This window comes from Streptomyces sp. NRRL B-24484, assembly GCF_000717715.1.
Lineage (GTDB): Bacteria > Actinomycetota > Actinomycetes > Streptomycetales > Streptomycetaceae > Kitasatospora.
This window is the reverse complement of record NZ_JOAI01000035.1, coordinates 1-19,813: the sequence shown is the minus strand read 5'-3', so window position 1 is coordinate 19,813 and position 19,813 is coordinate 1. Positions and strand designations below refer to the sequence as shown.

The 19,813-nt window shown below is 74.9% G+C and carries 17 protein-coding genes; 5 read left to right on the top strand and 12 right to left on the bottom strand.

The window, feature by feature from the left end:
• Positions 1–249: 249 nt before the first annotated feature.
• Positions 250–891, bottom strand: a complete 642-nt coding sequence (locus IE98_RS0127310) for an NUDIX domain-containing protein (RefSeq protein ID WP_030273404.1) — start codon at positions 889–891, stop codon at positions 250–252.
• A gap of 152 nt (positions 892–1,043) precedes the next feature.
• Complete coding sequence (locus IE98_RS0127305; RefSeq protein ID WP_324605801.1) at positions 1,044–2,720, bottom strand: CTP synthase; 1,677 nt, start codon at positions 2,718–2,720, stop codon at positions 1,044–1,046.
• 670 nt (positions 2,721–3,390) lie between these two features.
• Between IE98_RS0127305 and IE98_RS0127300 the strand changes: the two genes are divergently transcribed.
• Entirely contained in the window at positions 3,391–5,340 is a 1,950-nt protein-coding gene (locus IE98_RS0127300; protein WP_030273400.1) for a glycoside hydrolase family 15 protein, read from the top strand.
• A gap of 67 nt (positions 5,341–5,407) precedes the next feature.
• On the top strand, positions 5,408–5,785 hold the full coding sequence (locus IE98_RS49425) for a VOC family protein (RefSeq protein ID WP_030273398.1): 378 nt from the start codon (positions 5,408–5,410) through the stop codon (positions 5,783–5,785).
• A gap of 14 nt (positions 5,786–5,799) precedes the next feature.
• Here IE98_RS49425 and IE98_RS0127290 read toward each other — a convergent pair whose 3' ends face one another.
• The 3 genes from IE98_RS0127290 to IE98_RS0127280 form a co-directional block, all read right to left on the bottom strand.
• Entirely contained in the window at positions 5,800–6,969 is a 1,170-nt protein-coding gene (locus tag IE98_RS0127290; protein ID WP_030273396.1) for a glycosyltransferase family 4 protein, read from the bottom strand.
• 257 nt (positions 6,970–7,226) lie between these two features.
• The gene (gene recN / locus IE98_RS0127285; RefSeq protein ID WP_030273393.1) at positions 7,227–8,960 is read right to left on the bottom strand and encodes a DNA repair protein RecN; all 1,734 of its coding nucleotides are present in this window, start codon (positions 8,958–8,960) and stop codon (positions 7,227–7,229) included.
• Positions 8,961–9,121: 161 nt separating this feature from the next.
• Positions 9,122–9,853: a YczE/YyaS/YitT family protein gene (locus tag IE98_RS0127280; RefSeq protein ID WP_234443689.1), complete on the bottom strand. Its 732-nt coding sequence runs from the start codon at positions 9,851–9,853 to the stop codon at positions 9,122–9,124.
• 99 nt (positions 9,854–9,952) lie between these two features.
• Here IE98_RS0127280 and IE98_RS0127275 point away from each other — a divergent pair, with 99 nt between their 5' ends.
• Complete coding sequence (locus IE98_RS0127275) at positions 9,953–11,455, top strand: PLP-dependent aminotransferase family protein (protein ID WP_052391032.1); 1,503 nt, start codon at positions 9,953–9,955, stop codon at positions 11,453–11,455.
• A gap of 82 nt (positions 11,456–11,537) precedes the next feature.
• Here IE98_RS0127275 and IE98_RS0127270 read toward each other — a convergent pair whose 3' ends face one another.
• The 4 genes from IE98_RS0127270 to IE98_RS48350 all read right to left on the bottom strand — a co-directional run bounded on the left by IE98_RS0127270 (position 11,538) and on the right by IE98_RS48350 (position 14,440).
• Positions 11,538–12,443 (bottom strand): NAD kinase, encoded by a 906-nt coding sequence (locus tag IE98_RS0127270; protein ID WP_030273388.1) that lies wholly within the window; start codon positions 12,441–12,443, stop codon positions 11,538–11,540.
• A 93-nt stretch (positions 12,444–12,536) separates the two neighbouring features.
• Entirely contained in the window at positions 12,537–13,343 is an 807-nt protein-coding gene (locus IE98_RS0127265) for a TlyA family RNA methyltransferase (protein WP_030273386.1), read from the bottom strand.
• A 58-nt stretch (positions 13,344–13,401) separates the two neighbouring features.
• Positions 13,402–13,557, bottom strand: a complete 156-nt coding sequence (locus IE98_RS50170) for a hypothetical protein (RefSeq protein WP_199922974.1) — start codon at positions 13,555–13,557, stop codon at positions 13,402–13,404.
• The gene (locus IE98_RS48350) at positions 13,550–14,440 is read right to left on the bottom strand and encodes a hypothetical protein (protein WP_106976720.1); all 891 of its coding nucleotides are present in this window, start codon (positions 14,438–14,440) and stop codon (positions 13,550–13,552) included. Before IE98_RS48350 ends, IE98_RS50170 begins: the two co-directional genes overlap by 8 nt.
• A 162-nt stretch (positions 14,441–14,602) precedes the next feature.
• Here IE98_RS48350 and IE98_RS0127250 point away from each other — a divergent pair, with 162 nt between their 5' ends.
• Entirely contained in the window at positions 14,603–14,950 is a 348-nt protein-coding gene (locus IE98_RS0127250; RefSeq protein ID WP_030273383.1) for an SCP2 sterol-binding domain-containing protein, read from the top strand.
• Positions 14,951–15,004: 54 nt separating this feature from the next.
• On the opposite strand, the gene IE98_RS0127245 is transcribed toward IE98_RS0127250, so the two are convergent.
• Together IE98_RS0127245 and IE98_RS0127240 are read right to left on the bottom strand one after the other, a co-directional pair.
• Positions 15,005–16,093: an HAD-IIA family hydrolase gene (locus IE98_RS0127245; protein ID WP_078661348.1), complete on the bottom strand. Its 1,089-nt coding sequence runs from the start codon at positions 16,091–16,093 to the stop codon at positions 15,005–15,007.
• A 158-nt stretch (positions 16,094–16,251) separates the two neighbouring features.
• The gene (locus tag IE98_RS0127240) at positions 16,252–16,746 is read right to left on the bottom strand and encodes a tetratricopeptide repeat protein (RefSeq protein WP_043175251.1); all 495 of its coding nucleotides are present in this window, start codon (positions 16,744–16,746) and stop codon (positions 16,252–16,254) included.
• Positions 16,747–16,990: 244 nt separating this feature from the next.
• Here IE98_RS0127240 and IE98_RS0127235 point away from each other — a divergent pair, with 244 nt between their 5' ends.
• Positions 16,991–18,355, top strand: a complete 1,365-nt coding sequence (locus tag IE98_RS0127235; protein WP_078661347.1) for a DUF1015 family protein — start codon at positions 16,991–16,993, stop codon at positions 18,353–18,355.
• 107 nt (positions 18,356–18,462) lie between these two features.
• On the opposite strand, the gene IE98_RS0127230 is transcribed toward IE98_RS0127235, so the two are convergent.
• A complete protein-coding gene (locus tag IE98_RS0127230) occupies positions 18,463–19,350 on the bottom strand; it encodes a tetratricopeptide repeat protein (RefSeq protein ID WP_078661346.1) in 888 nt (295 codons plus the stop codon).
• Between the last annotated feature and the right edge of the window lie 463 nt (positions 19,351–19,813).

The window sequence follows — 19,813 nt, the reverse complement described above, 5'->3', positions numbered from 1 at the left end:
GGGGCCACCTCGAATCCGGCCGCACCAACCCCGGACCGCGCGGTTCCCCGCGCCCCTGAGGTGCCCCTAGGCGCCGCCTCTCAGCCGGGGCAGGTCCCGCCCACCAGTGGAAGGGGAAGGGGCGCGGGGAACTGCGCAATGCGGATGCGGGCCGCCGCACGGAACAGGGGCCGGCCCGAAGTGTCACCAGCACCAACCCCGGACCGCGCGGTTCCCCGCGCCCCTGAGGTCCGCCGGAAGCGCTGCCTCTCAGTCCTGGCGGAAGGGGCGGGCCGGCCAGGGCGAGTCCGCGGGGCGCAGGGCGTCCAGCCCCTCGCCGGTGAGGGCGGCGTGCAGGGCCAGGGTGCCGGTGATCAGCGTGGGGTTGTGCAGCCGGCCCGCGAAAACGAGCCCGATCAGTTCCTCCAGCGGGACGCGGGCGGTCTCGATCTCCAGCTCCTCGCCGTGGGCGGCGTACCGGTCCCCCTCGGCCTCGGACAGGTCGGTGGCGAGGAAGAGCCGCAGTGCCTCGTCGGTGCCACCGGGCGAGGTGTAGAAGTCGACCAGCACCCGCCACTCGCCGGCCTTGCAATGGGCCTCCTCGTAGAGCTCCCGCTGGGCGGCGTGCAGCGGGTTCTCGCCGGGCACGTCCAGCAGGCCGGCGGGCAGCTCCCACAGGCGCTGCCGGACGGGGTGGCGGTACTGCCGCAGGATCAGCACCCGCTGCCGGTCGTCCAGGGCGAGCACCGACACCGAGCCCGGGTGGGTCTGGTAGTCGCGGCGCGCCCAGGAGCCGTCGGGCATCTGCACCTCCTCGGTGCGCACCCCGGTGACCCGGCCCTTGAACGGCGTCTCGCCCGCGCGGACGGGCCACTGCTCGGCGGCGTCCCGGATCTGCTGCTGAAAGTCCATCGAACTCCCCTTTTCGTCAGTACGACACAATCTAACCCGACGCACCCTCAGCCTGCGGCCACAACCGTCCGCGAACAGCCGGACGGCGGCCGTGCGGGGGAATCCGCACGACCGCCGTCCGGTCACCGGGAGGACGCAGCGGCGTCCCGGGCCTACTGGGCCCCGGTCTTGATCTTGATGGCCGCGGCGACCAGGCCCGCGAACAGCGGGTGCGGGCGGGTCGGGCGGGACTTCAGCTCCGGGTGCGCCTGGGTGGCGACCAGGTAGGGGTGGACCTCGCGCGGGTACTCGACGTACTCGACCAGGTCGCCCTTGGGCGAGAGGCCGGAGAACTGCAGGCCGGTCTTCTCCAGGTCGGCGCGGAAGGCGTTGTTGACCTCGTAGCGGTGACGGTGGCGCTCCTCGACGTACTGCTCGCCGCCGTAGACCTCGCGGACGATCGAGCCCTCGGCGAGCTTCGCCGGGTAGAGGCCCAGGCGCATGGTGCCGCCCAGGTCGCCCTTGCCGTCGACGATGGCGAGCTGCTCGGCCATGGTCGAGATGACCGGGTACTTGGCGGCCGCGTCGAACTCGGTGGAGTTCGCCTCGGGCAGGCCGGCCAGGTTCCGGGCGGCCTCGATCACGACGCACTGCAGGCCCAGGCACAGGCCCAGCAGCGGGATGCCGTTCTCGCGACCGTAGGTGATCGCGGCGACCTTGCCGTCCACGCCGCGGTCGCCGAAGCCGCCGGGGATGCAGATCGCGTCCACGTCGCCGAGCTGCTCCTGCGCGCCCTCGGGCGTCAGGCAGTCGTCCGAGGTGACCCACTTGATCTCGACGCGGGCGTTGTTGGCGAAGCCGCCGGCGCGCAGCGCCTCGGTCACCGACAGGTACGCGTCGGGCAGGTCGATGTACTTGCCGACCAGCGCGACCTTGACGATGTGCTGCGGCTCGTGGACGCGGCGCAGCAGGTCGTCCCAGGTGGTCCAGTCGACGTCGCGGAACGGCAGGTCGAGGCGGCGCACCACGTAGGCGTCGAGGCCCTCGCCGTGCAGCACCTTCGGGATGTCGTAGATCGACTTGGCGTCGATGGCCGCGACCACGGCCTCCTCGTCCACGTCGCACATCAGCGAGATCTTGCGCTTGATGGCCTGCGGGACCTCGCGGTCGGCGCGCAGCACGATCGCGTCGGGCTGGATGCCGATGTTGCGCAGCGCGGCGACGGAGTGCTGGGTGGGCTTGGTCTTCAGCTCGCCCGAGGGGCCGATGTACGGCAGCAGCGAGACGTGCACGAAGAAGACGTTGTCCCGGCCGACCTCGTGGCGGACCTGGCGGACGGCCTCCAGGAACGGCAGCGACTCGATGTCGCCGACGGTGCCGCCGACCTCGGTGATGACGACGTCGACGTCCTCGGTCGCCATCCGGCGGATCCGGGACTTGATCTCGTTGGTGATGTGCGGGATGACCTGGACGGTGTCGCCCAGGTACTCGCCGCGGCGCTCCTTGGCGATGACGGTCGAGTACACCTGGCCGGTGGTGACGTTCGCCGAGCCGTGCAGGTTGGTGTCGAGGAACCGCTCGTAGTGGCCGATGTCGAGGTCGGTCTCGGCGCCGTCGTCGGTGACGAAGACCTCTCCGTGCTGGAACGGGTTCATCGTGCCCGGGTCGACGTTGAGGTACGGGTCGAGCTTCTGCATCGTCACGCGCAGGCCGCGCGCCTTGAGCAGCGCGCCCAGGCTGGAGGCGGTGAGGCCCTTGCCGAGCGAGGAGGCGACACCCCCGGTGACGAAGAGGTGCTTGGTCGTCACGGCGCGGCCGGCGGCCGACTTACCGGAATGGGGCTGTGCCAAGAGGGGGCTCCCGTGGGTCGCGGTGTCGAGGGTGACTCCCGGTGGCCGGACCTCCGCTCGTCCGCGCGTCGACGCATCTGCACGCCGGAGCACCGGCGGGGTCGTCGAATCGGCGGATCGGGGGTGGTCCTCAGCTGTGTGCTGCCCACCAGTCCACGGGATACCAGGGTATCAGCGCACCGGACGGGACGCGGTCCGGCCCGGGGCGGCGTGCCCCCGGCGGGCCCTCCGCGGGCCGTCCGAGGGCCTCCCGCGGGGACGCCGGCCGCGGTGGAAGGATCAGCTCCGGATGACTCGGACGGATCACCGGCGATCACCCGAGGGGACCAGCCGGGCTGGTCAATCCGGTGCGAGTCCGGCGCAGGACCGTCCCTGCGCGTGCCCCGGGGCGTACGGCCGACGTATTCTTCTCGGACGCATCGCCGACACCAGAGCACGCGGAGGGCGAGGGGGTCGGCCGACTCCGTTCGGTCCCCGGTGCGCGATCCGGAAGCCCCCCGTCCCGCCCCGCGCCCGGTCAGAGCCAGGGGCCCCACCGGCCCCGCCGGGCACCCACGAGCCCTCCCGCCACCCCAACGGACCTCGCGAGTGCCCCTGGCCCACCGGCGGGCGGCCCCGGCCCGCCCGTGCCCGCCGTCGGCGCAGCCACATCGCGAACTGGGAGACCCACGTGGCCGGCCGTATCGAGGACTACGCACTCATCGGGGACATGCAGACCGCCGCCCTGGTCAGCAGGGACGGGGCGGTGGACTGGCTGTGCCTGCCCCGCTTCGACTCGCCGGCCGTCTTCGCCGGTCTGCTGGGCACCGACGAGCACGGCTTCTGGCGGATCGGCCCCGCCGAGGCGGTGGCCGCCGCGCCGTCGCCCGAGGAGCACCGCGACCACACCTTCCACGCGGACCACTCCACCGCCGACACCGGTGACCTGCGCATCCCGCCGCCCACCGCCTCCGCCCCGGCCGTGCCCGCGGACCGCCGCACCTACCGCGGCGACTCGCTCGTTCTGGAGCAGGAGTGGGACACCAAGGGCGGCACCGTCCGGGTGATCGACTTCATGCCGCCCCGCCACCTGCTCGGCACCCCCGACGTGCCCCAGATGATCCGGATCGTCGAGGGCGTCACCGGCCGGGTCCGGATGCGCTCCGCCGTCCGGATGCGCTTCAGCTACGGCAAGGTCGTGCCCTGGGTGCACCGGGTGGAGCAGCCGGACGGCGGGCACCGCACGGTGGCCGTGGCCGGCCCGGACTCGGTCTGGCTCGACGGCGAGGCCGAGACGTACGGCCGCGACCTGACCACGTACGCCGACTTCACCGTCGGCGCGGGCGAGCGGATCGCCTTCGCCCTCACCTGGCAGGCCTCCCACCTGCCGGCGCCCGCTCCGGCCGACGCGGAGGCCGCGCTGGAGGCCACCGAGCGGTTCTGGGCGGAGTGGGTCGGCCACTGCACCCACCAGGGCCCGTACCGGGAGGCCGTGGTCCGCTCCCTGATCACCCTCAAGGCGCTCACCTACGCCCCCACCGGCGGCATCGTCGCCGCGCCCACCACCTCGCTGCCGGAGGACGTCGGCGGCGAGCGCAACTGGGACTACCGCTACACCTGGCTGCGCGACGCGGCCATCACGCTCTCCTCGCTGATGCGCACCGGCTACCGCGAGGAGGCCCGCGCCTGGCGCGAGTGGCTGCTGCGGGCCGTCGCCGGCGACCCGGAGAACCTGCAGATCATGTACGGCATCGCCGGCGAGCGCGAGCTCACCGAGTCCACCCTGGACTGGCTGCCCGGCTACGAGTCCTCGCTGCCCGTCCGGGTCGGCAACGGCGCCGCGGGCCAGCTGCAGCTCGACGTCTACGGCGAGGTCGTCGAGGCGCTGCACCTCGCCCACATGACCGGGCTCGTCCGCAACGACCACGCGCACCAGCTGCAGCTGAAGCTGATCAGCTACCTGGAGAAGCACTGGCGCGAGCCCGACGAGGGCATCTGGGAGGTCCGCGGGCCGCGCCGGCACTTCGTGCACTCCAAGGTGATGGCCTGGGTCGCCGTCGACCGGACGATCCGCCTGCTGGAGGACACCGGCACCGAGGGCCCGCTGGAGCGCTGGAAGGCGCTGCGCGAGGAGATCCACGCGGACGTCTGCGAGAAGGGCTACGACGAGCAGCGCAACACCTTCACCCAGTACTACGGCGGGCGGGAGCTCGACGCCTCGCTGCTGCTCATCCCCCAGGTCGGCTTCCTGCCGCCGGACGACAAGCGGGTGATCGGCACCATCGAGGCGATCCAGCGCGAACTGTCCACCGAGGACGGCTTCGTCCTGCGCTACCCCACCCACGACGCGCACGGCGACAACGTCGACGGGCTGTCCGGCCACGAGGGCGCGTTCCTGGCCTGCTCGTTCTGGCTCGCCGACGACCTGGCCATGATCGGCCGGGTCTCCGAGGCCCGCGAGCTCTTCGACCGGCTGCTGGCGCTGCGCAACGACGTCGGCCTGCTCGCCGAGGAGTGGGACCCGCGGGCCAAGCGCCAGGTCGGCAACTTCCCGCAGGCGTTCAGCCACGTGCCGCTGATCGACACCGCCCTGCGGCTCACCGCCTGCGGCGGCGCCTACGGCGCCGGTCAGCAGCACTGAGGCGCCGCCTGACGCGCTGTCGACAAACGGGTGGACGGGCCGTGACCGGCGCCGCAGACTGGCGCCCATGGCTTCTCTCGTACGACACATCACCATCGACTGCGCCGACGCCTACGGGCTGGGCAGCTTCTGGGCCGCGGCCCTGGACGCCTCCCTGCACGAGGACGACCACCCCGGGGACCCCGAGGCCCTGGTCGAGAGCAAGGCCGGCACGCTGCTGTTCGTCACAGTGCCGGACCGCAAGAGCGTGAAGAACCGCGTCCACCTCGACCTGCAGCCGCAGGACCGCACCCGGGACGAGGAGGTCGAGCGGCTGGTCGGCCTCGGCGCCGCCCTGGTCGCCGACCACCGCCGGCCGGACGGCACCGGCTGGGTCACCCTCGCCGACCCCGAGGGCAACGAGTTCTGCGTCGAGCGCAGCGCCGCCGAGCGCGACGCCGGCTGACGGCCGGGCGGCCGTCAGCCGCGCTGCACCAGTTCGTCGTAGGTGGAGAGCACCTGGGCGACCGTGTCGGACTCGTCCGGCCAGGTGAGCTGCTGCTGACGGCCGGCCTCGGCGAGGTCGGCGCACCGCTGCGGGTCGCCGATCAGCGTCCGGACGGCCCCGGCCAGCGCGGCGGCGTCGCCGTACGGGACCAGCACGGCCGCGTCGCCCACCAGCTCGGGCACCCCGCCGACCGCGGTGGAGACCACCGGCACCCCGGCCCGCATCGCCTCCTGGACGACCAGCGAGCGGGCCTCCCAGCGGCTGGAAAGGACGACCGCGTCGGCGGCGGCCAGCAGGTCGGGCACGTCGGTGCGGTGACCGAGCATCCGCACCGGCAGGCCCTCGGCGGCGACCCGCTCGCGCAGCGGCTGGCCGTCCGGGCCGTCGCCGGCGACCACCACCAGCGGGTCCAGGTCGCCGAGCCGGCCGACCGCGTCCAGCAGCAGGCCGAAGGACTTCTGCGGCACCAGCCGGCCGATCGCGAGCAGCAGCGGCCGGGCGGGCTCGTCCTTGCCGTCGAACAGCGCGGCCCGGGCGGCCTCCCGGTCCAGCGTCGCGGGCGGCAGCGGCGGTGCCGCGATCGGGCCGAGCCGGGCGTCGGTCGCGCCGAGCTCGCGGGCCCGGGCGACCAGGTCGGAGGAGGCGCCGAGCACCAGGTCGGCGGCGCGCGCCACCCGCCGCTCCATCAGCCGCTGCAGCCGGCGGTCGAGACCGGTGGCCAGCATCGCGTGGTGCGAGGTGACCACCAGCGGGGTCTCCGGGCGCAGACCGGGGAAGCGGCCGGCGGTCCGCAGCGCGAGGTCGGCGAGCAGGCCGGCCCGCAGACCGTGCGCGTGGACGACGTCCGCGCCGGTGAACGCACGGCGCAGCTCGCCGATCGCGGCGGCGTCGCTGCGCGCGCCCGCGGTCGGGGTGATGTCCACCGGGTGGAACCGCGCGCCGGTGCGGGAGAAGCCGAACCGGGTGTCCGCGCTCTCCGGCGCACAGACCGTCACGGTCACACCGTGTGCGACCAACCCCTGGGCGAGCGAACGCACATGGGCGCCGATGCCCCCCGTGCCCGCCGACAGGACGAGCACCGCCCGCAGCTGGCCGGGCTCTTCATGGGCCGCTGCGGCGCCCTTGGCGGCGGAATGGTCCACGTCGTCTCGCTCCGACTCGTTCAGGTGACGAGCACCGTCGCCGGACCCCCTGCCCCGGCCCGGGTCGGCCGACGACTGCCCTGCGCCCGCCGGTGGGCGGGGAAGGCGGGTTCCCGCGGACGGTCCTCGGGACTGGAAAGCCATTGTCCAGCCGCCACCATGCCAGGTCGGGCCGGGTCTTGGACAGTCGGCGCCGTGCGCGGGCGCGTCGGGGCCGCTCCCCCGGGCGGATGAACGGCCCCGCGACGGGCCGGCCGTCAGCGGCTGCGCGGCGCGCGGGCCGCGGCGAGCAGCTCCTCGGCGTGCGCGCGGCCGAGTTCGGAGTCCTCCAGACCGGCGAGCATCCGGGAGAGCTCGCGGACCCGCTCCTCGTCGGTCAGCGCCTTGACGCCGCTTCGGGTGACGGTGCCGTCGTTGGTCTTCTCCACCACCAGGTGCCGGTCGGCGAACGCGGCGACCTGCGGCAGGTGCGTCACCACGACGACCTGCGCCGACTCGGCGAGCTTCGCCAGCCGGCGGCCGATCTCCACCGCCGCCTTGCCGCCGACACCCGCGTCGACCTCGTCGAACAGGTACGTCGGCACCGGGTCGGCGCCGGCGAAGACCACCTCGACGGCGAGCATCACCCGGGACAGCTCACCGCCGGAGGCACCCTTGGCGATCGGCCGCGGCTGGGCACCCGGGTGCGGGGCGAGCAGCACCTCGACCTCGTCCACGCCGTGCGAGCCGTACGCGACGGTGCGCTCGCCGACCTCCAGGCCGGACGCGTCGTCGACCTGGCTGATGGCGAAGCTCACCCGGGCGTGCGGCATGGCGAGTTCGGCGAGTTCGGCGGAGACGGCGGCCGCGAACCGGTCGGCGGCGGCGTACCGGGCGGCCGACACCTCGGCCGCGAGCTCCGCCAACTCGGCCCGCAGCTCGGTCTCCTGGGCGCCGAGCTCGTCGATCCGCTCGTCGTCGCCGTCGAGTTCGGCGAGCCGCAGCGAACCGGCCTCGGCCCACTCCAGCACCTCGGCGAGGGTGCCCTCGGCACCGGCGTACTTGCGCAGCAGCTGCCCGAGGACGGCCCGGCGGTCCTCCACCGCGGCCAGCCGCACCGGGTCGGCGTCCAGGTCGTCGGCGTACCCGGCGAGGTCGCCGGCGACGTCGGCCAGCAGGTAGCCGACCTCGTTCAGCCGGTCGGCGAGGGCGGCGAGCCGCTCGTCGTGGTGGCGGACGGCGTCCAGCGCGCGGCGGGCCTGGGCGACCAGGGTGCCCGCGTCGACGGCGTCCGGGTCGGCCGGGTCGCCGGCCATCGCGGCGTGCGCCAGCGTCGCGGCGGAGGAGAGCGCATCCGCGTGGCCGAGCCGCTCGGCCTCGGCGCCGAGCTCCACGTCCTCGCCGGCGACCGGCTCGGCCGCGGCGACCTCCTCCAGGCCGAAGCGCAGCAGGTCGGCCTCCTGGGCGCGCTCCCGCGCCCGGGTGGTCAGCTCCTCCAGCGTGGCCGACACCTCGCGCAGCCGCCGGTACACCTCGCGGTAGCGGGCCAGCGGCCCGGCCACGGCCTCGCCGGCGTACCGGTCGAGCGCGCCGCGCTGCCGGGAGGGGCGCAGCAGCCGCTGCTGGTCGGTCTGGCCGTGCACCGCGACGAGGTCCTCGCCGAGCTCGGCCAGCAGGCCCACCGGGACGGCGCGGCCGCCGACGTGGGCGCGCGAGCGGCCCTCCGCCGAGACCGTACGGCTGATGAGCAGTTCGCCGTCGTCCAGCTCGGCCCCGGCCTCCAGGGCGCGGGCCACCACCGGGGATCCCTCGGGCAGGCTGAGCCGGCCCTCGACCACCGCACGGTCCGAGCCGTTGCGCACCAGCGCCAGGTCGGCCCGGCCGCCGAGCAGCAGGCCGAGGCTGGTCACCACCATGGTCTTGCCCGCGCCGGTCTCGCCCGTCACGGCCGTGAATCCCGGTGCCAGTTCGACCACGGCGTCGTCGATGACGCCAAGATCCCGTATCCGCATCTCGTCCAACACGGAGACGACCTTACGAGGTACCACCGTCGATGCGCGACGAGCCCGTCCCCCGCAGCGCCAAGTTCATCCCTTCCGGGCCGGTTCCCGCGATCCCCCGGACGCCCCGCCCCGGCCGTCCCCGACCGGGCCGCCACCGGTCGGGGACCCGTTCAGGCCGCGGACCCTCCGGGCACGGTGCACCAGCGCAGGAAGAACTGGGCGAGCGGCCCGATCGCCAGCGCGTAGGCGATCGTCCCGACGCCGAAGGTGCCGCCGAGCAGGATGCCGGCGGTGAGCACGGTCAGCTCGATGCCGGTGCGGATCAGCCGCAGCGAGCGGCCGGTGCGCCGGTGCAGGCCGGTCATCAGGCCGTCCCGCGGGCCGGGGCCGAGCCGGGCACCGATGTAGAGGCCGGTGGCGAGACCGTTCAGGACGATGCCGGCGACCAGCAGCGCGATCCGGGAGGGCAGCGCGTGCGGTCCCTCGACCAGCCGCAGGGTGGCGTCCATGGCCGCGCCCAGCACCAGCACGTTGCCGATCGTGCCGACCCCGGGCCGCTGCCGCAGCGGCACCCACAGCAGCAGGACGCAGGCGCCGACCAGCGTCACCCAGGTGCCCACGCTCAGCCCGAAGTGCCGGGCCAGGCCCTGGTGGAGGACGTCCCAGGGGTTGCCGCCCAGCGAGGCGCGCAGCATCAGGCCCATGCTCACGCCGTACAGCACCAGCCCGGCGGCGAGCTGGGGCACCCGGCGGCCCAGCCGGGACGGCGGGCGAGGGGCGTCGGCGGTCTTCTCGGCGGCGTCGGCAGCCGCGTCGGCGGCGGTCACGATGGCGGTCACGGCGGCCCCGGTGGTGGGCTCGGCGGTCGGTGGAACGGTCCCGGCGGTGGGCGCGGCGGCCATGGGGTCTCCCTTGCGGTGATGCGCGGACTGGCGCCATCATGGGCGGTCCGCACGACCGCCATCCAGGTCCAATTCGAATCAGGTGGACTGGAAAATCCGATGTCCGAGTGGCACACCACCATCACCCCGCCCGCCTTCGCCCGGCTATTGCGGACGGCCCGCGCACCCGACGGCGACGGCCGCCGCTCCGCGTACCGCACGCTCGCCGGACAGGTCCGGACGCTCCTCGCCGACGGCCGCCTCCCGGTCGGCACCCGGCTGCCCGCCGAACGCGAACTCGCCGCCGAACTGGCCCTCAGCCGTACCACCGTCGCCACCGCCTACGAGGCCCTGCGCACCGACGGCTACCTGCGAAGCCGCCGCGGCGCCGGCAGCTGGACGGTCCTCCCCGAGGGCACCCGGCCGCCCGCCGACGCCCTGCAGCCCGTCCCCCCGGACCAGCGCGACACCGTGATCGACCTGGGCGTCGCCGCCCTGCCCGCCCCGCAGCCCCACCTCGGCCGGGCCGCCGCCCGCGCCCTGGAACAGCTGCCCGCGTACGCCGCCGGGCACGGCCACTACCCGACCGGCGTCCCCGTGCTCCGCGAGGCGATCGCCCGCCGCTTCACCGCCCGCGGCCTGCCGACCTCCCCCGACCAGATCCTCGTCACCACCGGCGCGATGGGCGCACTGCAGCTCGCCCGGCGGGCGCTGCTCGGCCGCGGCGACCGGGTCGCCGTCGAGGCGCCCAGCTACGCCCACAGCCTGCAGCTGCTGCGCCGGGCCGGCGCCCGTCTCGTTCCCGTCCCGCTCGCCCGGCCGACCGGCCCGGCACCCCAGTGGGACCTCGCCGCCTGGCGCCGCGCCCTGCGCGACTCCGCGCCCAAGGTGGCGTACGTCGTCCCGGACTTCCACAACCCGACCGGCGCGCTCGTCCCGGAGGAGCAGCGCCGCGCCCTGCTGGCCGCGGCCCGCACGTCCGGCACGGTGCTGCTCGTCGACGAGACCACCGCCGAGCTCGGCTGGGGCACCGACGACGGCGCCCTGCCCCGGCCCACCGCGGCCCTCGACCGCACCGCCCAGGTGATCACCGTCGGCTCGGCCAGCAAGCTGCTCTGGGGCGGTCTGCGGATCGGCTGGCTGCGCGCCGCACCCGCCCTGGTACGGCAGTTGGCTTCGGACCGGGTGTTCGGCGACGTCGGCACGCCCGTCCTCGACCAGCTGATCGCCGCCGAGATGATCGCCGAACAGCTCGACGAGGTCCGCGCGCACCAGCTGCAGCGGCTGCGGGCGAGCGCCGACGCCTTCGCCGCGGAACTGCGACTGCGGCTCCCCCACTGGGAGTTCACCCTGCCGCCGGGCGGCCTCGCCCTCTGGCTCGGCACCGCCGGCACCTCCGGGACGGCACTCGCCCGGGCGGGCGAGCGGATCGGCGTCCGGCTCGCCGCGGGCGCCCGCTTCGGTGTGGACGGCGCCTTCGAGGACTACCTGCGCATCCCCCTCACCGTGCCTCCAGCGGCCGTACCGGCCGCCGTGGAACGGCTCGCCGAGGCCGCCGCCCGGGCCGCCCGCGGCAGCAACCGGCCGTCGGCGGCCGGAGATCCCCAGCCGCTCGCGGTCTGACCACCCGTCACTGCCACCTCCGGCCGACCGGCCGTCACCGACCGGTCGGCGGAGGGGGATCGGCCCGGCGGCCGAAGGTCGGTCAGTGGTGGTTGCCCGCCCGGCCGCGCCAACCCGTCACCGGCAGCGCGAACTTGGCCACCAGCCGGTCGGTGAACGGCGCCCGGTGCAGCCTGGCGAGCCGCACCGGAGTCTTGCCCCGGCGCACCTCCACCCGTGCACCGGCGGGGAGTTCGACCGAACGGCGGCCGTCCAGCCAGAGCACCCCGTGCGGGGTCTTCTGCTGCACCTCGACCGCCAGCACCGACTCGGGCGAGGTCACCAGCGGCCGCGCGAACAGCGCGTGCGCACTGATCGGCACCATCAGCAGCGCCTCCACCTCCGGCCACACCACCGGGCCGCCGCCCGAGAACGCGTAGGCCGTCGAGCCGGTCGGCGTCGCACAGACCACCCCGTCGCAGCCGAAGTTGGACACCGGCCGGCCGTCGACCTCGGTGACCACCTCCAGCATCCGCTCCCGGGCCGCCTTCTCGATCGACGCCTCGTTCAGCGCCCAGTCCTCGTGGATGACGTCACCGTTGGTGCGCACCAGGACGTCGATCGTCATCCGCTCCTCGACCTCGTAGTCGGCGTCGACCACCCGCTCGACCACCACCGCCAGGTCGTCCCGCTCGGCCTCCGCGAGGAAGCCCACCCGCCCCAGGTTGATCCCGAGCATCGGCAGCCCCGACTCGCGGGCCAGCTCCGCCCCCCGCAGCAGGGTGCCGTCGCCGCCCGCGACGAGGATCAGCTCGCAGCCGTCCGCCGCCCCGTGCCCGCCGGGCACCCGCTCGACACCCTCCGGCAGGTCGAGGCCGACCGCCTCGGACGCCAGCAGCCGGATTCTGATCCCCGCCTTCAGCAGGCCGTGCACCAGCCCTTCCACACTGCGCAGCGCCGCCTCGCGGCCGGTGTGCGCGATCAGGAAGACCGTACGTTCATCGCTCATGCCCGCTGCCCTCTCCCTAACGTCTGCCGGATCGTCGTCGACCCGCACGGCCTCCACCGCGCTGCGGCGGGGGCAGGACGTCCGTCGAGCACCCTATCGGGGGCCCTCCGCGACGGCCCGGTCCGCCTCGGCCGGGTCCAGCTGCGGCGCGTCACGCCGCAGCCACAGGAAGTACTCGACGTTGCCGGACGGCCCCGGCAACGGGCTGGCTGTGACCGCCCGCACTCCCAGGCCGAGCTGCCGAGCCTCTCCAGCTACCTGACGGATCGTCTCGGCCCTGAGTTCCGGGCTGCGCACCACACCGCCGCTGCCGAGCCGTTCCTTGCCGATCTCGAACTGTGGCTTGACCATCAGCACCAGGTCTGCATCCGGCGCGCTGCAGGCCGCCAGCGCCGGCAGCACCAGGCCGAGCGAGATGAACGAGAGGTCGCCCACCACCAGGTCGACCGGTGTCCCGCCGATCCCCTCCACGGTCAGCTCCCGCACGTTGGTGCGGTCCATCACGGTGACCCGCTCGTCGCTCTGCAGCGACCAGGCCAGCTGTCCGTAGCCCACGTCGACCGCCAGCACGTGCGCCGCCCCGGCCCGCAGCAGCACGTCGGTGAAGCCGCCGGTCGACGCACCGGCGTCCAGTGCCCGCCGCCCCTCGACCACCAGGCCCTGCGGCACGAACGCGGCGAACGCCCCCGCCAGCTTGTGGCCGCCGCGGGACACGTAGTCCGGGTCGCTGTCGTCCTTCGCCACCACGACCGCGGCCGAGGTCTCCACCTGGGTCGCCGGCTTGGTCGCGGTCGCACCGCCGACCGTCACCCGGCCGGCTGCGATCAGTTCGCTCGCGTGCTCCCGCGACCGGGCCAGCTTGCGGCGCACCAGCTCCGCGTCGAGTCGGCGTCGTGCCACTGCCACTGCTGTTCCATCTCCTACGCGCCCCTCCGGCCGGCACGGCCGGGGCGGGCGGTCATTCGTCGTCGAGCGCGGCCAGGATGTCGGTCAGCCGCTGGTGAACATCTTCGTACACCGCGGGGTGCGCCTCGGTCTCCGCCCCGTCCAGCGCCGCCAGCCGGTCCAGTGCGTCGTCCACCGGCGGGTGACCGGTGCGGGCGGACTCAGGCACCGCCGTCCCCCTTCTCCGGGGCCGCGCGGCGGGTCACGGTCTTCTTGACGACGGTCTTCTTCACCGCCGCCTTCTTCACCGCGGCGGGCTGGGCCGCGGTGCGCTTCGCGGTCGCCTTGCGGGTGGTCGTCCGCTTGGTGGTCGTCTTCTTCGCCGTGCTCTTCTCGGCCGTCGTCTTCTTCGCCGTGCTCTTCGCGTCCGCGGTCTTCTTCGCGGCGGCCTCCTTCGCCGCGGCGTCGTCGGCTGCGGCCGGCTGCGCGGCGGTCCGCTTCACCGGTGCACGCTTCGCGGGCGACTTCTTCGCGGCGGCGGACGGCGCGGCGGCGGGCTTCGCCGTGTCCGGGGCGGCCCCGGTCCCGGCCGTGGTCCCGGCCTCCGCCCCGGCCGCGGACTCCGCAGCAGGCTCCGGACGGGCGGGCTCGGTGCGGGCCGGCTCGGCCACCACCGGCTCGGGCTCCTCGTCGTCCCACCCGGCGTCGAACAGGCCGTCCGCCCGGTTCGCGGGCTTCGCGGCCGCCCGCGGCGCCGACACCGCGTCCTCGTCCTCGTCCACCGCCCGGAGCCTGCCCTCCAGGTAGCTCAGCACGACGCCGACCTTCACCATCTGGTCGCCGACCCGCTCGAAGGCCCGCTCCACCTCACCGCGGGCCACCCCGACCGCGAGGTCGACACCGGCCCGGCCGACCGTCACCGCCTCGGTCGCCAATATCTGCAGCGACCGCACCGAGGGCGGCAGCTGCTCTGTGACCCTCTTCTCCACCGCGGCGACGTCGACCCCGCTGCGCTCCAGCAGGTCGGACGCCGCCCCCACCACTCGGCGGCCCGCCTCCTCCGCGATCCCCGCCGCGACCACCACCACGCCCCGCACCGCATCACGCAGCATCCGAACGCCTCCTCCGCTTGCCCGGGTCCGCTCCGACGCTACCCCGTACCGCCCCTGCGCCGCTGCACCGCACGACCGGCCGGGTTCCCCCGCTGGGTTAGCGTGGGGGCGATCGGACGGCCGCCCGGCCCTCCGACCGCGGTCGACGGGAGCGGGACGGCGATGGCCAGCATCGAGGAGTGCCGCGCGGCACTGGAACAGCTCAGCCGCAACCTGGCCGGCTCCGAGGGCGACGTCCGCAAGGCCGCCGCCATGGACCGCTCACTGACCTGCCACCTCACCGACCTCGGCCTGACCTTCACCGGCCGCCTGCGCGACGGGCGGATCACGGACGTGACCGAGGCCCCCGGCAGGCCCGCCACCAAGGCCGACATCCGGCTCACGATGAGCGGCGACGACCTGGTGGCCCTCGTCGGCGGCCGACTCAACTTCGCGTCCGCCTGGGCCGCCGGCCGGGTCCGGCTGGAGGCCGGCTTCCGCGACCTCCTGCGGCTGCGCACCCTGCTCTGACCGCGATCCGACCGCCGCTCCGGCCGCACGGCGGAGCACCCCGGCGGCCAGGTCTCAGAAACCGAGTTCGGCCAGCGCCTTGCGCCCGTCCACGGGACCGCCGTCCGCGTCCAGCGCCGTCCAGGCCGCCGCACACACGGCCCGCAGACCGTCCCAACGGTCGCCGGAACCCCCGAGCACCAACGCACCGTCCACCGCCCGCGCCGTCCAACCGCCGCACGCGTACCCGCCGTCGACCGCGGAGACCTCCGGCTGGGGCGCCAGCAGGCCGCGCAGATCGGCGGCCAGGTACGTCGGCCGGTGCTCGGCCGGTGCGGCGAGCAGTTGGGCGGGCGTGGCGATGCCGGTGAACACCAGCAGGCTGTCGACCCCGCCGTTGAACGCGCCCTCGATGTCGGTGTCCAGGCGGTCGCCGACCACCAGCGGCCGCTTCGCTCCGGTGCGGATCACCGTCTCGCGGTGCATCGGCGGCAGCGGCTTGCCCGCCACCTCGGGCTCCTCGCCGGTCGCCGCCCGCACGGCCGCGACCAGCATCCCGTTCCCCGGCGCGATGCCGCGCCCGGTCGGCACCGTGAGGTCCGTGTTGGAGGCGATCCAGGGCAGCCCCGCGGCGACCGCGTACGAAGCCTCCGCGAGGTCCTTCCAGCCCAGCGACGGGTCGAAGCCCTGCACCACCGCGACCGGCTGCTCGTCCATCGACCGGACGGCGACCAGGCCGTGCTCGGCCAGCGCCTCGACCAGGCCGGCGCCACCGCACACCAGTACCTTCGAGCCGGCCGGCACCTTCGCCGCCACCAACCGGGCCGCCGCCTGCGCCGAGTTGATCACGTCCCCGGCCTCGGCCGGCACCCCGAGCTCGGTCAGGTGCTCGGCGACCACCCGCGGCGGCCGGGAGGCGTTGTTGGTGACGTAGGCCAGCCGCATCCCGGCGTCCCGGGCGGCCGCCAGCGACTCCACGGCGTGCTCGATCGCGTGCGGCCCCGCGTAGACGACCCCGTCCAGGTCCAGCAGCGCGGTGTCGTACGCCTCGACGAGCGGCCGGTCGGACCCGCCCGGGGCCGTCCGCCCCCGGCCCGCCGCGGCGGTCGCCGCCTCCCCGGTGTCCGTCTCCGCAGTGGTCCGGCTGCTCGCGGTGTCCGTCATCGTCTGCTCGTCCTCGTTCCCTCGTCGTACGTCACACGTCACGCGTCACGCGTCACGCGTCATGCGCCATCTGTCTTCGTGCGGCATGCGTCGTCGTCCGTCGTCGCGTGCCGGACGTCGGGCGGCGTCGCTCGGGGACGCGGCGCCGTTGCCGCACCTCACTGCCCGCCGTCGGACTCCTCGGGCGGCGCCAGCCGGCCCGGTGCCCCGGGCAGCAGCGGCCCGAAGGCCCCGGCCCGTGCGGCGAGCGTCGCCCTGGTCTGCCTCAGTGCAGCCCGGTAGTGGGCGTTCTCCGGCCGCATGGCCACCGCCAGCGCCAGGTGCTCGGCGGACGACTCGAAGTCGCCCAGCCGGGCCGCCGACACGCCCCACCCGAACTGAGCGTAGTCGTCGGACGGATCGGCCAGTGCAACGGCCCGGAAGCTCTCCAACGCCGCCGCGTACGAGCCGGTGTCGAACTGGGCGCGGGCCAGCGCCTCCCGGATCGACCGGGAGTCGGGCTCCGCCTCCGCCGCCCGCGCCAGCAGCTGCACGGCCGCCGCCGGATGCCGCTGGTCCAACAGCTGCACCCCGCGCCGGAACCAGTCGTACACGTCACCCCCGGGCGCGCCCGTCCCCTCGGTGCCGCCCACCCGCTCCTGGCCTCCGCTCATGCCGTCCCTCGCTCCCGGTCCCTGCCCGGCCCCGTCACCGGGCGCCCTGGCCTCTCCACCGATCTGGCAACACTCCCCGCCCGGTGAACATGCCCCGATCCGCACCCGTGATCACGTCCCCGGGGTGCCCCGCCCTGCGTGCACTGATACCGATACGGAGGGACGCCGCCGCCCCTGCTGCGATCCTGTACGTGAACACCGGCCCTCCCGATCGGAGGCAGGGGTTTCCACGCGAGGAGATTCGATGAGTGCACCCAGTGCGGACAGCGGAGCTGCGGCTCCGGCGGGCGGCCCCGGCGACCCCGGGCACGTCGCGACCGCAGGGCTGTCCCTGTCCCCCTTCCGCGGCCTGCGGTACGTCCCCGACCGGGTCGGTACGCTCGCCGCGGTCACGTCGCCGCCGTACGACGTGGTCGACCCCGGCCGCCGGCAGGACCTGGAGACCGCCGACCCGCACAACGTGGTCCGGCTGATCCTCCCCCGGCCCGAGCCGGAGGACGCCGGGGACCGCCCGGACCGCGACACCCGCTACCGGCACGCCGCCCGGCTCCTCGCCGAGTGGCAGCAGCAGGGCGTCCTCGCCGCCGACCCGGTGCCCGCGCTCTACGTCTACGAGCAGCGCACCCACGAGCCCGGCGGCGACACCCTGCAGCGCGGCCTGATCGGCGCCCTCGCCGTCAGCGGCCGCGAGGCCGGTGTCGTCCTGCCGCACGAGGACGTCATGCCGCGGCCGGTGGCCGACCGGGTCGGCCTGATGCGCACCACCCGCGCCAACCTCGAACCGCTGCTGCTCACCTACCGCGGCAGCGGCGGCGCCGCCGGCGTGATCGAGCGCGCGGCCCGCCGCGAACCGCTGCTCGCCACCACGACCAGCGACGGCACCGACCACCGCCTCTGGGCGGTCACCGACCCCGCCGACTTCGCCGAGGTCACCCGCGACCTCGCCACCTGCCGGGCCCTGATCGCCGACGGCCACCACCGCTGGGAGATGTACCTGCGGCTCCAGCGCGAGCACCGCCACCTGCCGCGCAGCCCCTGGGACCGCGGCCTGGTGCTGCTCGTCGACACCGCCCGCTACCCGCTCAACGTGCGGGCCATCCACCGGGTCCTCTACCGCCTGCCGGTCGCCGCCGCGGTCGCCGCGCTCGCCCCGCACTGGCAGGTCAAGGAGGTGCCCGGACCGCTGGACGCGGCCCTGCAGGCCCTCGCCGAGGCCAAGGAGCAGGGCGGCAACGCCTTCCTGCTGACCGGTGGCGACGGCGTGTACCGACTGGTCGGCGAGCCGGACGAGGAGCGGATCGCCGCCACCGTCCGCACCGACCGGCCCGAGGAGTGGCGGCGGCTGGACGCCACCGTCCTGCACGAGACGCTGCTGGACCACACCTGGCAGGTCCCGGACGCGCCCGACCACATCGGCTACCTGCACACCGCCCGCGCCGCCGAGCAGGAGGCCGCCCGCAGCGGCGGCACGGCCGTCCTGCTCCACCCGGTCGAGGAGCGGGTCGTCCGGCGGCTGGCCGAGCAGGGCGTCACCATGCCCCGCAAGTCGACCTCCTTCGGCCCCAAGCCGGCGACCGGACTGGTCCTGCGCTCGCTCGCCCTCGGCTGACACCGGCCGCACGGCACACGGAACACCGCACACGGCACACAACGACGGAGGGCCCCACCGCGGCTGCGGTGGGGCCCTCCGTCACTCCGGTCCCGGGGGACGCCGGATCAGTCGCGCCGGTGCGCGTCCTCGCCGCCGTCCTTCGCCTCGGACGCCCCGTCCTCGTCGGCCTCGTCGATCTCGAGGTCGTCCTCGTCGTAGTACTCCTCGACGTCTTCCTCGTCCTCGTAGATGACGCGGTCGTCGCCGATCTCGTCGTGCGCGATCCTGCGGGCGGGGGCCTCGGCCTGCTCGGCCTCCTCCTCCGCAGCCTCATCGTCCAGCGCGTCGACGAACTCCAGGCCGTCGATCTCGGCCAGCCGCTCCGAGGCGTTGGTGGAGCCGTCGGTGTCGGCCTCGGCGGCCTTCGCGAACCAGTCGCGGGCCTCCTCGCCGCGCCCGGCGGCGATCAGCGCCTCCGCGTAGGCGTACCGCAGACGGGCGGTCCACGGCTGGACGGAGCTGGACGCGAGCTCGGGGCTCTGCAGCGTCACCACGGCGGCGTCGAACTGCTCCATGTCGCTGCGGGCACCCGCCGCGACCAGGCGCATCTCGACCTGGCCGGCCTTGTCCAGCTGCTTCACCTCGGGCTCGCCGGCCATCGCCAGCGCGCGCTCCGGGCGGCCCAGACCGCGCTCGCAGTCCGCCATCACCGGCCACAGGTCGGCACGGCCGGTCATCCGGCGGGCGGCGCGGAACTCGGTCAGCGCCTCCGAGTAACGCTGCGTCATGTAGGAGGCGAAACCGGCCGCCTCACGGACGCTCGCGACGCGCGAGGCCAGCCGCAGCGCGACGCGGGAGTACTTGTAGGCCTCCTCCGGCTCGCCGTCGAGCAGGCGGGCGACCATCACCAGGTTGCGCGCCACGTCGTCGGCCAGGGTCTTCGGCAGGCTCTTCAGGTCCTGGCGCACATCGGCGTCGATCTCGAACCCGGTGACGTCCTCCGGGATCGGCAGCCGCTGGACGGGCTCCTGCGAGCCACGGCGGTCGTCGTAGTCCCGACGGTCGTCACGGCGGCCCTCGAAACGCCCGCCGCGGTCCCCACGGTCACCGTACGGCCGGCTGCCACCGCGGCCACCCCGGTCGCGGTCGTCACGGCCGCGGTAGCCACCGCCACCACCGGACGGACGGTCGCCGTACGACGGGCGGTCGTCCCGACGCGGGCGGTCGCCATAGGACGGACGGTCGTCCCGACGGAACTCGCCACGCGGACGGTCACCGTAGGAGGGGCGGTCGTCCCGACGCTCACGGTCACCGGAGGAGGGGCGGTCGTCACGCCGGAACTCGCCACGCGGACGGTCGTCCCGACGCTCACGGTCACCGTACGACGGACGGTCGTCACGACGCGGACGGTCACCGTACGACGGACGGTCGTCACGGCCACGGTAGCCACCGCCACCGCCACCACCGGACGGACGG

Excerpts from the sequence above, each read along its gene's own strand:
- IE98_RS0127310 (WP_030273404.1), bottom strand. The coding sequence starts at position 891 with ATGGACTTTCAGCAGCAGATCCGGGACGCCGCCGAGCAGTGGCCCGTC.
- IE98_RS49425 (WP_030273398.1), top strand. The coding sequence starts at position 5,408 with ATGGCTTCTCTCGTACGACACATCACCATCGACTGCGCCGACGCCTAC.
- recN (WP_030273393.1), bottom strand. The coding sequence starts at position 8,960 with ATGCGGATACGGGATCTTGGCGTCATCGACGACGCCGTGGTCGAACTG.
- IE98_RS0127280 (WP_234443689.1), bottom strand. The coding sequence starts at position 9,853 with ATGGCCGCCGCGCCCACCGCCGGGACCGTTCCACCGACCGCCGAGCCC.
- IE98_RS0127275 (WP_052391032.1), top strand. The coding sequence starts at position 9,953 with ATGTCCGAGTGGCACACCACCATCACCCCGCCCGCCTTCGCCCGGCTA.
- IE98_RS0127270 (WP_030273388.1), bottom strand. The coding sequence starts at position 12,443 with ATGAGCGATGAACGTACGGTCTTCCTGATCGCGCACACCGGCCGCGAG.
- IE98_RS48350 (WP_106976720.1), bottom strand. The coding sequence starts at position 14,440 with ATGCTGCGTGATGCGGTGCGGGGCGTGGTGGTGGTCGCGGCGGGGATC.
- IE98_RS0127250 (WP_030273383.1), top strand. The coding sequence starts at position 14,603 with ATGGCCAGCATCGAGGAGTGCCGCGCGGCACTGGAACAGCTCAGCCGC.
- IE98_RS0127245 (WP_078661348.1), bottom strand. The coding sequence starts at position 16,093 with ATGACGGACACCGCGAGCAGCCGGACCACTGCGGAGACGGACACCGGG.
- IE98_RS0127240 (WP_043175251.1), bottom strand. The coding sequence starts at position 16,746 with ATGAGCGGAGGCCAGGAGCGGGTGGGCGGCACCGAGGGGACGGGCGCG.
- IE98_RS0127235 (WP_078661347.1), top strand. The coding sequence starts at position 16,991 with ATGAGTGCACCCAGTGCGGACAGCGGAGCTGCGGCTCCGGCGGGCGGC.